The following is a 12,366-nucleotide window of genomic DNA, read 5'->3' as shown; positions in this document are numbered from 1 at the left end:
CGCCGCTTCGCGCAGCCCGCTCAGGATTCCTCGCTCAGCGCTGCGGGCACGTCATAGCCCCACTCCGCATATTTGCGGGCGACGACCGATGTCATCAGCGCGAGTTCGGGGGAGCGGTCGCCGGGACGATGGCTCAAGATGATGGGGGACGTGGCGGGTTCGGCCAGTTCGCGAAAGGCGACGTCGTGGCTGCGCGCCCGCCGGACCGATTCGGGAACGATCGCCATGCCTTCCTCCGCCGCGACGAGGCCGATGGCGATCTGAAGCTCGCGCGCTTCATGGACGATGCGCGGCTCAATCGCCTGGTCGCGGAACAGGGAAATCACTTGATCGGCATAGCTGGGGCGCGGCGCGCGGGGATATACGATCTGCGGTTCGTCCGCCAGTTCGCGCAGCGAAATCGGCCCTTCGCCGCTTGCCAGGGGATGGTCGATCGGAAAGGCGGCGACCAGCTTTTCATCGCGCAGGATGATGCGGCGCACGCCCGGATCCTCGAACCGGATGCGGCCGAACCCGACATCGATCCGCCCTTCCTTCAGCGCGGCGATCTGGTCCAGCGTGGTGCTTTCCACCATGACCAGTTCGACATTGTCGGCGACCTTGCGGAACGCGCGGATCAATTCGGGCAGCCGCGCATAGATGGTCGAGGCGACGAAGCCGATCACCAGCCGCCGCCGCCGGCTGGTCGCCGCCGCCTTCACCATCGCCTCCACATCTTCCATGCGGCTCAGCACCTGCACCGCCTGCGCGTGCAGCAGGCGCCCCACGCCGGTCAGGCGCAGCGGACGGCTGGCGCGGTCCAGCAGGGGCGCGCCGACATGCGCCTCCAGCTGCTGGATCGCGCGCGACAGCGGCGGCTGCGCGATGTGCAGCCGTTCCGCCGCGCGGTTGAAATTGCCCTCGTCCGCCACGGCCACGAAGTAGCGCAGAAGGCGCATGTCCAACATGATGATACCTCCGGAGTATGACTTTCCGGCCGCGTCGACCCTTGAACCGCCGACGGCCGGGCAGACGGCCTTGCCTGAAACCGTAAGCTTTCAGGAGATTCGGCGCAATGTCCGCATCGGGACCGGGATGATACTTTCGTCGTCGATCGGCCGTGCCGAAGGCATGCGGCCCGGTGCCGGCCCCATCTGGGCAGAGGGGCGGTTTTGCGTGAAGTCGTGGCTCCGGCGCGCCAGTCGGCGGCGCCCGGCGCATCTCTCGCGCGGCTCCATGCGTTCAGGGCGGAAGAAGGAGACGGACATGGCAGAGCTGAGCGCAATCAAGGAACATATGGACATCATCGGCGCCGACGGCGTGCACATCGGCACGGTCGACAAGGTGGAAGGCGACCGGATCAAGATGGTCAAGGCCGACAGCGGATCGCATGGGGACCATCATCATTTCATTGCCGGCGGGCTGGTCGCCGCGGTGGAAGGGAATCAGGTCCGGCTTTCGGCGTCGGGTTCCGCAGCGGTTCTCCTGGAGGAGGAGGAAGGCGGCGAAGCGATCATGGACGACGGCAACTGACCCAGGCCGTAGAGCGGAGGATCGTCATGGCTGCGGATGCGCAAAGCGATCATAGGGCCGTGGTCGGGAACATGACCGATGAGGAACTGATCGACAGCTGGGAAACGGCCTCGGACAAGGAGACGGAGAATCTGTCCCCCTTCCTTCAGGCCGTGGTCGAGGAAATGGATCGGCGCAAGATCGCCTTCTCCGTCGATCCGGGAGGCGCATGATGGCGAGCACTCTCAGGAAAGGCGATCCCGTGACGTGGAAAAGCCATGGCGGACAGGCCCATGGCAAGGTGGTGAAGAAGGTCACCGAAACCACGCGGATCAAGGGCCACAAAGTGGCCGCCACGCCGGGCAATCCCGAATTCATCGTGGAAACGGATGAGGGCAAGCGGGCTGCGCACAAGCCCGATGCCCTCAGGAAGCGGTAAGCGCCTCGCGGGTCGCCTCAATAACCGACCGCATAGCCCATGCGGCGGGGGTCGGCCCCGCCCATGCGCGCGCCCGATGGATCGACCGCTATGCCCTGGACGCTGCCGATCGCATAAGGGCCGACCTTCTCGATCCGGTGGCCCATGGCGGTCAGCCCTTGCAGCACCGGATCGGCAAAGCGGCCCTCCGCCTGCACGGTGATCGCGGCGCCGGGCCTGTAGAAATTCGGATCGGCATCGAGCGCGAAACGCGGCGCCTCTATGGCTGCCTGGATCGGCATGCCGCGATCGACCATGTTCACCAGGAACTGGAATTGTGTCTGGCCGATCGTTTCGCCGCCGGGCGATCCGAACACCAGATGCAGCCGGCCCTTGTCCAGAACGATGGTGGGGCCGTTGCCCAGAAGGGCGATCCTGCCGGGCGCGACCTTGTTCGGGTGCCCGTCATAGGGTGCGGTGGACCCCAGCCTCAACCCGTTGTTGAAGAGGATGCCCGTATCGCCCATCACCAGAAAAGTGCCGAAGCCGCCGCCAATGGTGGTCGTGACGGCGATGGCGTTGCCGTCCGCGTCGACGGCGGACAGGCTGGTCGTGTCGCCCCCTCGCGTGCGGTCGTCGCCCCGCGCCGCGAAGCGCGGCCGCGCCTGTTCCAGCGCCGCCCGGTCGAAGGCGGCGGCATCGCCGCCCTCCGGATAGAGACCCGCCCGGGCCGGATCGATCAGCCTGCGCCGTTCCGCCGCGAAACGCTTGGAGAGCAGGCCCTCGACCGGCGTCTGGGCGAAGCGGGGATCGGCGGCGTAGCGATAGACATCCGCCTTGGCGACCTTGATCGCCTCGATCAGCAGATGAGTGAGCTGCGGCCCCTCGGCGGGCAGGGCGGCCAGGTCGAAACCCTCGACCAGATTGAGCTGCTCGCACAGTTCCAGCCCGGTGCGGGAGGTCAGCGGACTGCTATAGACGTCCAGCCCGCGATAATGGGTGCTGACCGGATCGCTCCAGCGCGGCTGATAGGCCTTGAGATCGTCGAGGCGCAGCCAGCCGCCGGTTTCGGTCGAAAAGCGCGCAAATTCCTGCGCGATGGGGCCTGAGTAGAAATAGTCATAGGCGGCTTGCAGGGCACGATCCCGGTCCGCGCCGCCCTTCAGCGCCTTCGTCTCGGCATCGGCCAGCGCTTGCAGCGTGCGGGCGAGATTGGGATTGCGGAAGATCGAGCGGGCCGCAGGCGGCTGTCCATCCGGCAGGAACAGGGCGGCGCTGGTCGGATAGAGGCTCAGCGTCTTTTGCGCCCGGCCGATGAACAGGGCGATGGACGGGTCGAGCGGGTGGCCGTCGCGGGCATAGCCGATCGCCGGCTCCAGCAATGTGGCGAGCGGCAACCTGCCGAATCGCCGGGCAAGCGCGATCCAGCCGCCAAAGGCTCCGGGCACCGTCAACGCCTTCGGGCCATGGTCCAGCGCCTTGGGATCGACCTGCGGGTCGAGCAGGCGCGGCGCGCCGCCGGTGAAGGCGAGCGAGTGGACCTTGCCCGCCTTGCGGTCGAGGCAGGTGGCGAAGCCGTTGCCGCCCGCGCTCGATGCCCAGGGTTCGACGACATTCATCACCGCCATGGCGGCCACCACCGCGTCGGCCGCGCTGCCGCCCTGCATCAGCATGCGGGTTCCGGCCATGGCGGCCAGCGGATGACCGGCGGTGACGCCGCCATGCGGCATCGGCACTTCGACACGGTGCGCCGCGACGCTCGTTCCGCCGGAGCGGGGCGCGTCGGGGGCGCGGGCGCCCGATTGCGCGCGGGCGGCGGATGGAAGGCCCGTGAGCGCCAGTCCCGCAAGCCCGGCGGCCAGCAATTCTCGACGGTCGAGCGCTTCCGGGCGCCGGGGCTTATCGGGAGCGGACATGGGTCAACCTTCGATCCTGGGGGCAAGGGAAAAGGGGATGCGGCGCCGGGAGCATGGCGCCGCATCCCGCCGCATCAGAAGGATTTCTTGATGCTGGTGTACCAGTAGCGCGCCTGCGGCTGGTAGAGGTTCGACAGATAGCCGCCCGACGCCAATGGCGGGTCCTTGTCGAAGATGTTGCGCGCGCCGATCTGGATGCTCGTGTCGTTGAGCGGCCCGCCATTTTTGAACGTATATTGGGCATAGAGATTGACGGTCGTCTGTCCCTTCACGATCCAGGGATTGGTCGAGCCATCGCGTACCGCATTCTCATATACGCTGTCGATGAACTGCGTATAGGCGCCGATCTTGACCGGCCCCAGCGTCCAGTCGAGCGTCGCCGCGATCCGCCAGCGCGGCTGGCCGTCGCGGCCCACCACGTCGCCGCCGCCCTGGATCGGCACGCCCGCATTGACCAGGCCCGCGGAGCGCCCGTCGATCACCGCCGTCACCCCTGCCGGAGCATCGACATAATAGCTGATCAGGCGCGATGCGTTGACGTTGAGGGAGAAGGTGCCGATCGATGCGGTCGGCAGCAGATAGTCGAGGTTGAAGTCGATGCCCTGCACCGTCACCGGCAGCAGGTTCTCGAAATTGGCGACCACATAGAGCAGCTCGCCCACCGGGGCGAGTCCGGTGCCCGCCACCAGCGCCACGTCGTCCGCCGTGGGATCGCGGCGCACGACATTGGGATTGCTGCTGCCCTGCACGCGCCGCAGATAATCGAGGTTGAGGCCGTTCTGATAGTCGAGCAGGCCGACCACATTCTTCTGCTTGATGCGCCAGCGGTCGACGGTGAACGTCACCTTGCCCCAGCCGTCGCCCAGCGGCGGGGAAATGACCGCGCCAAAGCTCCAGCTTTCCGATTCCTCCGGCTTCAGATTGGGATTGCCGCCGCTGCGCCGCAGGACGGAGATGCTGCGGTTGCACTGGGAGAAGTTGGCAATCCGCCCGGCGCGCAGGTCCGCTTCGCAGAGCACATAGTCGATGCCGGTGTTCACGCGGTCCAGCGTGGAGGTATTGATCACCTCAAGGTTCGGGGCGCGGAAGCCCTGCGACCAGGAACCGCGCAACCGCATGCCCTGAAGCAGTTCCCAGCTTCCCGCGATCTTCGGCTTCGCGACCGATCCGACGTCGCTATAGTCTTCATAACGTCCGGCGATCTGGAAATCGAGGCTGCGGAAGAAGGGAACCTCCATTTCCGGACTGAAGATCGGGATGGCGAGTTCCGCATAGGCGGACTTCACGTTGCGCTTGCCGCGCACGTCGGGGCTGGGACTGGCGCCGCCCAGGTCGGAACCGTAGAAGATGCCGGTGACGGCATCGGTATAGGTGGTGTCGACCCCGCGAATGCCGCCCTGATAGGGGGAACGATTGTCATGATAGGTTTCGCGGCGATATTCGACGCCTGCCGCGATGCCGATGCTGTTGTCCGCCCACAGGCCCAGCAGATGGGCGTTGGAAATCTTGAAGTCCCACAGGGCCAGCGACGTGCGTGTCTTGCGCGTCGCCTTGATGCGGAAGCTGTCGATGGTCGCGTCGCTGTTGGGCGTGCAGTCGCCGATGGACGGCGCGTCGACGCAACCGCCGTTGAAGGGGTTGTAGGCGTCGGGCGTCGTGCGGTTGATCGCGGCCTGCAGCAAAGTGTTGGAGAAGTTCTCCTGCGTATCCGCGGCGGTGGCCCATGTATAGAGGCCGGCCGTATCCCAGTCCCAATTGCCGATATTACCCTTCAGGCCACCCAGGAAGCGATATTGATAATTGGTCACCTCCACGCTGCGCGACCCGACATCGACATAGCTGAGGGACGTGATCTGGACGGGCAGGCCCGTCGCCGGAACGACGGCGGTGCTGAGCCCGGGCAGGCGGTTGGGGGAACCGATGGGCCCAAGCGGATTCCAATAGGCGTTGGCGGCGACGGTGATCGGGATGTTCGCCAGCGAACCCGGCGCGCCGATGATCGCTTCCGTCTTGCCGCGATAGAAGCCCGCTTCGCCATAGAGGGTCAGGTTGTCGGTCAGGTCGAAATGCCCGTTGGCGAACAGGTTGATGCGCTTGACCGAAGGCTGGGTGGTGAGGTCGTCGAACGTCGCCGGCGAATTGAAGCGCAGGTTGGAATCGACGTTCGCCATTTCCGTCGCGCCGTTGCCGTCATCATAGCATGTGCCGGTGGTGCCCGACGGGATGCGGCATCCGCTGTTGGTGCTCGGTTGGATGTGGAACTGGCTGGAACTGTTGGTGAAGGCGACGCCGTTGCTGGTGATCGTCCGGTTGAGGAAGGTGCCGTTGGCGGCGGGGCTGAGCGCGCGGAACGTGCCCCAGGGCGTGCTGGTGCTGGTGCCGTTGAACGCGGAGACGCCGGCGAAGCTGGTGCCCGCCACATAGCCGCGCCGGTCGACATTGGCGGTATAATCCTGATCGCTGAGATAAAGCTTGGACTTCTGCGCATAGCCGGCGAACAGGGTGATGTTGCCGCGTCCTTCGCTGAAATCCTTGCCGATCAGGCCGTTGACGGTGAACTCGCGAAGATTGGTACCTTCCGCTCCGCCATATTGCGCGTCGAACTTGGCGCCGTTGAAATCGGAATTGAGGACATTGTTGACGACGCCGGCAACAGCATCCGAACCGTAGAGAGCCGCCGCGCCGTCGCGCAGCACTTCGACGCGCGCTATGTTGCCCACGGGAATTGTGTTGGCGTTATAGCCGAAAGTCGGGACGCCGGAATCGATGACGCCGGTGATGGCCTGTGACGTGGGGTGCAGCACGGTGCGGCGGCCGTTGATCAGCAGCAGCGTGTTGCCCTGGCCCAGGCCGCGCAGCGATACGGTGGAAACGTCGCCGCGCGCCGCGTTCGCATTGCCGCCGCCCAGCACCTGTTCGTTGAAGGTCACGCCGCCCAATTGCGGGATGGACCGGAAAAGATCGGCGCCGGACACTGCGGCCACCGCTTCGATCTGCTGTTCGCCCACCACGCTGACGGGCAGCGCGCCGGTCGTGTTCGCGCCCCTGATCTGGGTGCCGATGACGACGATCTCGGCGTCTGCTCCGCTGTCCTGCGGAGCGGTGTCGGCTGCTGTCTGCGCGTGAAGCGCCCCTGCCGTCAATGCCCAAAGGCTGGCTCCCGCCAGCGTCGAAATGCTGTTCCTACTCACCCTCATCTTGCTGTTCCCCTGTGATGAAGCCCGTCCGCCGATCCCTTCGGCGGACGGGCTTTGCGCGGTTCAGCTATCGGGCAGGTGCGCGCCGATGAATCCCGTGCACGACAGGCGGTTGTTCTTATATATTGGGAATTGGCCCAGACTGTGCATTCGCGGATCCCCCGATAGCTGGAGTTCCGGCATCATCCCCTGTGGACCATGTTGTTTCCGGCCCCACGCCGGCAGCATGCATTGACGGACGAAACGCCCACTATCGCATCCGTTCGGGAGAGTAGAACTGATCAGAACATGATTTCCGCCATGGCCGGATGAATATTTTTAAAATTCCATGAAATTTCCTGAAGCATAGTGGAAAGCGGGATCATTCTCGTTACAGGGAAACGACCGGCAAGGCAGATGCCTGCTTTCCCTCGGGTAGCGCTGACTATGCCGATTACAGGGGATCTTCGTTCATGACCGATACTGCAGGGCAGGGATTGAGCCGTCGCGACTTCGCGGCATTGGCTGTGGGGGGCGTCGCCCTGGCCCAGACGGGAGCCTCCGCGCAGGACGCGGCGCCCGCCGCCAGGGCGCCGCTGGAGCCGACCCGGCTGGTGAGCGCCGGCGAAACGCTGCGGCCGGAGATCGTCGGCAATTTCGGCATCGTCGCCGCCGGGCGTCATTATGCGGTGGCGGCGGGGACGCGCATATTGATGGCGGGCGGCAATGCGACGGACGCGGGCGTCGCGGCGGTGTTCGCGGCCGCCGTGACGGAGATTTCGCATTTCGGCTTCGGCGGCGAAGCGCCGACCATCATCTACGACGCGAAGGCGAAGAAGGTTTCGCTGGTGAACGGGCAGGGCGTCGCGCCCATGCTCGCCACGCCGGACAGGTTCGCCAGGGCGGGCGTCATCCCCGGCAACGGCCCCAATGGCGGCACGGTGCCCGCCATGGTCGACGCCATGGCACTGGCCTTGCAGCTCAACGGCACGATGACGCTCGATCAGGTTCTGCAACCCGCCATCGAACTGGCCGACGGTTTCGTCATGTATAACTTCCTGGCCGAAGTCTTCGCCAGCCAGAAGAAGGCGACGTCCAAGTGGAAGGACGCCTATGACACCTATTATCCGGGTGGGGCCTTGCCGAAAGTGGGCGAGATATTCCGCCAGCCCAATCTGGCGAAGACCATTCGCATCATCGCGGAAGCGGACCGGGCGGCCTATAAGAAGACGAAGGACCGCAAGGCCGCGATCCAGGCCGGGCGCGACGCCTTCTACAAGGGCGACATCGCCCGGCGGATCGGCGCGGCGATGGAGCGCGACGGCGGACTGATGCGCTATGAAGACCTCGCCGCCTATAAGGGCAAGGTCGAAACCCCGACGATGACCAGCGTCTTCGGCTATGAAGTCTATAAGGGCGGTTTCTGGAGCCAGGGCCCGGCCATGCTGATGGCGCTCAACATTGCGGAGGCGGCGGGCATCGCGTCGATGGAGCCGGGGTCCGCGCCCTATCTCCACATCGTCGCGGAATCGATCAAGCTCGCCTTCGACGACCGCAACGCCTTTTTCGGAGACCCGGATTTCGCGACCGTGCCGATGAAGGGCCTCTTGTCCAAGGCCTATGCCGCAGAGCGCGCGAAGCAGATCGGGCCGAAGGCTTCGCTGGAGCATCGCTATGGTGACCCCTGGGCGTTCGAGGGCAAGGCTCGGACAACGCCCGCCTTTACGCCGCATATGCTGAAGGCTCCGCCGCGCCCGACCGCCGACACCACCGCCATCGAAGTGGTCGACAAGGACGGCAATCTGTTCAGCGCCACGCCCAGTTCGGGCTGGTTGCTGGGCGGCGCCTATATCGCGGGTGACACTGGCGTGCCGATGAGCAACCGCTTGACCGTCTTCGACCTCGACCCCGAAAGCCCCAATGTGCTCGTCCCTGGCAAGCGTCCGCGCACGACGCTCTCGCCCTCCATGGTGCTGAAGAACGGCGCGCCCTATCTGGCCATCGGCACGCCGGGCGGCGACAATCAGGACCAGCAGATCATGAACGTGCTGCTGCGCGTGCTGGCCTTCGACCAGCCGCTCCAGGCCGCGATCGAGGCGCCGCGCATCAACAGCAACCATTTCCACGCCTCCTTCGCGATCAAGAAGGATGAACCGGGCGTGCTGGAGATCGAGAATCGCGTGCCGCAATCGGTCCGCGACCATCTGGCCGCGCGCGGGCACAAGCTCGACGTGCTAGGGCCGTTCGCCGTCTCCACCGGCATCGTCGCGGCGGGCGTCGTGCCTGGCAGCGGCACCTTGCGCGGCGGGGCGGACGTGCGCCGCGAACGCTATGTCTTTGGTTGGTAAGAGGGCGCGTACATGAAGTCTCCGCTGAAGCTGTTTTCCATCGCCCTGCTTTCGGCCTGCGCCGTGCAGGCCTATGCCCAGCCCGCCAATCTGCCCCCGCCGGGTGGGGAAAAGCCCATCGCCTTCGACGTGCATGAGGGCACCTCCATGGCCGTCTCCGTATCGCCGGACGGCAAATGGCTGGCGGTGGACCTTCAGGGAAGCCTCTGGATCATCCCCGCCAGGGGTGGCAAGGCGAAGCGCATCACCGACTATTTCAACGATGCGCGCCAGCCGGTCTGGTCGCCCGACGGATCGCGCCTCGCCTATTTCGCCTATCGCGACGGCGGCTACGATCTCTGGACGATCAAGCCCGACGGCAGCGACATGCGCAAGCTGACGCTGGGCGCGTGGGATGATCGCGAACCGGCCTGGTCGCCCGATGGGAAGACCATCGCCTTCTCCTCCGACCGCAGCGGCAATTACGACATCTGGACGCTGGACGTCGCCAGCGGGGCGGTGAAGCAGATCAGCAGCAGTCCGCGCGAGGACCGGATGCCGAGCTGGTCGCCCGATGGCGCGAGGATCGCCTATGCGGGGATAGAGGGCAGCAGGACGGCGCTCTATTCGACCGCCTTGACGGACGGCAAGGAAAGCCTGCTCAAGCAGGTCGAGGGCAGGGTGGATGCGCCCTCCTTCGGCCCCGGCGGCGAACTCGCCTATGTAGTGCAGGACGCGAAGGGCAGCCACCTGGAGGTCGATGGCAAGGCCGTCAGCGGGACCGAGAATGTCTTTCCCTTCCGCATAAGCTGGGGGAGGGGCGGCTATTATTACGTCTCGGACGGCAAGATCAGGCACCGGAGCGGCGGACGCCTCTCCACCGTCGATTTCGCCGCCACGCTGGAGGTGGTGAAGCCCAGCTATGCGCGGGCGAAGCGCGACTGGGATTCCACCGCGCCGCGCAAGGCGCTGGGCATCGTCCATCCCACCATTTCGCCCGACGGCAGCCGCATCGCCTTCGTGGCGCTGGGCGATCTCTACCTTATGTCCTCCAAGGGCGGCGTGCCGGAGAACCTCACCAAGGACGCCGCGCTGGACGCCGATCCCGCATGGTCGCCTGACGGGCAGAGCATCGTCTATACCTCCGACAAGGGCGGCGGCTTGCCGCAACTGTGGATACGCGATCTCAGGACCGGCAAGGACCGCAAGCTCACCGACATGGACACCCAGCCGCTTGGCGCGGCCTGGTCGCATGACGGCGGGCGCATCGCCTTCCTCGACGTCGACGGGCGCTGGGGCGTCGCGGGCGTCTGCGTCGTCGACGTGGCGAGCGGGAAGGTGACGCGGCTTCAGGCATCGCTCGGCCAGCCGGGCAGCCCCACCTGGTCGGCGGACGGCAAATATGTCGCCATCGCGCTCTCCTACAAATATTCGAACAGCTTCCGTGAGGGCACCAACCAGATCTACGTCATCCCCGCCGATGGCAAGGGCGAGCCCTTCTGGCAGGTGCCGCAGGACAATGCCGGAACCGACACGCGGGGCGGCGGCGGTCCCGCCTGGTCGCCTGACGGCACGAAGATGGCGGCGATCTACGAAGGCCTGCTCAAGATCTGGCCCGTCGCCGCCGACGGCAAGCCGATGGGTCCGCCGCGCAGCTACACCTCCGAAATCTCCTATTTCCCGACCTGGACCGCTGACAGCCGCACCATCCTCTACCAGTCGTCGGACAAGCTGAAGGCGATCGATACCGAAACCGGCGTGATCCGGGAGATTCCGGTCGACCTCAGCTACCGCCTCGCCAATCCGACCGGGCGGATGGTGATCCACGTCAGCAATCTGGTCGACTCCGTCCGCGACGAGACCCAGCATGACAAGGACATCGTGATCGAGGGCAACCGCATCGCCGCGATCCGCGATCATGATCCGGCGCTGCATCAGGCGGAGCATTTTGTCGACGGCACCGGCCTGACCGCCATTCCCGGCCTGATCGAGCATCACGCCCATCTGCAAAAGGATTTCGGCTCCAATCTGGAACGCGCATGGCTCGCCTACGGCATCACCACCGTGCGCGATCCGGGCAATCAGGTCTATGACGCGATAGAGGACCGGGAGGCAGCCGAAGCGGGCGTGCGCATCAGCCCGCGCCTCTATGTCAACGGGCCGCTGTTCGAATGGCAGCGCGTCTATTACAAGATGGGCGTCGCCGTTTCCGGCCCGGCCCATCTGGAGCGGGAGCTGGAGCGCGCCCGCATCCTGAAATATGACATATTGAAAAGCTATGTCCGCATGCCCGACATCTACCAGCGGCGCATCGTGGAGGCGGCGCACCAGATGGGCGTGCCGGTCACCGGCCATGAAATCTTCCCCGCCGCCTATACAGGCGTCGACGCGACCGAGCATCTGGGCGCCACCAGCCGCCGCGGTTATTCGCCCAAGCAGGGGCCGATGGGCATGGCCTATGAAGATGTGATCCAGCTTTTCGGCAGGAGCGGCCGGACGCTGACACCCACCAATTTCGGCGCCCTGACCAATTATCTGGAGAAGAACCCGTCCTATCGCGACGATCCGCGCATCAACCTCTATCCGCTCTGGGCGCGCAAGACGGTGACGGAAAGCGATCCGATGGCGGCGCTGTTGCGGCCGATGATGGCGGGCAGCCTGACCAGCCTGAAGAAGATGTTCGATGCCGGCACGCTGGTCGCGGCGGGCACCGACACGATGATCGCGACCAACCTGCATGCGGAGCTTTCCTCCTATGTGGATGCGGGGCTGACGCCCTTCCAGGCCTTGCAGACGGCGACGGTCAATTCGGCCAAGTCGCTCAACCTGGACGCGGGGACGCTGGAGGCTGGCAAGCTGGCGGACATTACCCTCCTCGCGGGCGATCCGCGGGAGAATATCGCGAACACTTTCAATGTGAGGAAGGTGATCGCCAACGGAAAATATTATGACGTCGCAGAACTTGTTTCCGGCGGGCAATGATACCGCAACATAGGCATGGAGGATTTTCCTTCCCGCCTCGTTCATCGGGATACAGG

The 12,366-nt window shown here is 65.4% G+C and carries 8 protein-coding genes; 5 read left to right on the top strand and 3 right to left on the bottom strand.

Translation table 11 applies throughout. The annotated features are described in order from the left end of the window. Positions 1–20: 20 nt before the first annotated feature. A complete protein-coding gene (locus H5V43_RS20270; protein ID WP_025547710.1) occupies positions 21–944 on the bottom strand; it encodes a LysR family transcriptional regulator in 924 nt (307 codons plus the stop codon). A 301-nt stretch (positions 945–1,245) separates the two neighbouring features. On the opposite strand from H5V43_RS20270, the gene H5V43_RS20265 reads away from it, so the two are divergent. The 3 genes from H5V43_RS20265 to H5V43_RS20255 are packed head-to-tail and all read left to right on the top strand — an operon-like array spanning position 1,246 to position 1,930. Continuing rightward, positions 1,246–1,512: a DUF2171 domain-containing protein gene (locus H5V43_RS20265; RefSeq protein WP_044661102.1), complete on the top strand. Its 267-nt coding sequence runs from the start codon at positions 1,246–1,248 to the stop codon at positions 1,510–1,512. A gap of 26 nt (positions 1,513–1,538) precedes the next feature. Further along, entirely contained in the window at positions 1,539–1,724 is a 186-nt protein-coding gene (locus H5V43_RS20260; RefSeq protein ID WP_025547709.1) for a hypothetical protein, read from the top strand. 29 nt (positions 1,725–1,753) lie between these two features. Then, complete coding sequence (locus H5V43_RS20255) at positions 1,754–1,930, top strand: hypervirulence associated TUDOR domain-containing protein (protein WP_476749645.1); 177 nt, start codon at positions 1,754–1,756, stop codon at positions 1,928–1,930. Between the two features lie 17 nt (positions 1,931–1,947). Here H5V43_RS20255 and H5V43_RS20250 read toward each other — a convergent pair whose 3' ends face one another. After that, positions 1,948–3,825, bottom strand: coding sequence for a gamma-glutamyltransferase family protein (locus H5V43_RS20250; protein ID WP_025547705.1), 1,878 nt, complete (start codon positions 3,823–3,825; stop codon positions 1,948–1,950). 74 nt (positions 3,826–3,899) lie between these two features. After that, positions 3,900–7,022 carry a TonB-dependent receptor domain-containing protein gene (locus H5V43_RS20245; RefSeq protein ID WP_171009941.1) on the bottom strand — a complete coding sequence of 1,041 codons (3,123 nt, stop codon included), beginning with the start codon at positions 7,020–7,022 and terminating at the stop codon, positions 3,900–3,902. A 452-nt stretch (positions 7,023–7,474) separates the two neighbouring features. Here H5V43_RS20245 and H5V43_RS20240 point away from each other — a divergent pair, with 452 nt between their 5' ends. Further along, entirely contained in the window at positions 7,475–9,349 is a 1,875-nt protein-coding gene (locus H5V43_RS20240; protein ID WP_025547702.1) for a gamma-glutamyltransferase family protein, read from the top strand. A gap of 12 nt (positions 9,350–9,361) precedes the next feature. Further along, positions 9,362–12,310 (top strand): amidohydrolase family protein, encoded by a 2,949-nt coding sequence (locus H5V43_RS20235; RefSeq protein ID WP_025547701.1) that lies wholly within the window; start codon positions 9,362–9,364, stop codon positions 12,308–12,310. Positions 12,311–12,366 lie beyond the last annotated feature (56 nt).

Source organism: Sphingobium fuliginis (assembly GCF_015074805.1).
Lineage (GTDB): Bacteria > Pseudomonadota > Alphaproteobacteria > Sphingomonadales > Sphingomonadaceae > Sphingobium > Sphingobium fuliginis.
This window is presented reverse-complemented; position numbering and strand designations above follow the sequence as displayed.